Source organism: Thalassobacterium maritimum, from assembly GCF_031127805.1.
GTDB classification, from domain to species: Bacteria; Verrucomicrobiota; Verrucomicrobiia; order Opitutales; family Coraliomargaritaceae; genus Thalassobacterium; species Thalassobacterium maritimum.
Map to the genome: position 1 here is coordinate 1 of NZ_JARXHW010000275.1, position 367 is coordinate 367.

Below are 367 nucleotides of genomic sequence, written 5' to 3' on the forward strand. Positions count from 1 at the left end.
TGATCTCTAGCCCCAGTTTGTTCTCGACGAACTCACAGAGGCTAGCGAAGACACGATGTGCGGCACGTTCGCTTTTGAGCAGGACGACGAAGTCGCCCGCATAACGGACGAAACGATGTCCCCTCGCCTCCAGCTCTTTGTCCAGTGTATCGAGCACCAGGTTTGAAAGTAGAGGTGAAAGCGGGCCACCCCCGACTCACTTCGCTCGCTCCCCGCTGGCGGGACTGTAAGCTTGCGGCATCCCCTCAACTGTTGCGTGATAGCTTCCGAGTTCGATGTAGCCCGCTTTCAAGTAGCGCTTAATCAAGCGCACGACAGGGCCATCCCCATCGAGACGCTCACGTAGTGCTTCCAACGCACGCGCTTG

Annotated in this window: 1 pseudogene; it reads right to left on the bottom strand. The window is 57.8% G+C overall.

The features are described 5' to 3' along the window. A pseudogene (locus QEH52_RS20320) lies at window positions 1-178 on the bottom strand (hypothetical protein); the annotation flags it as partial. Between the last annotated feature and the right edge of the window lie 189 nt (window positions 179-367).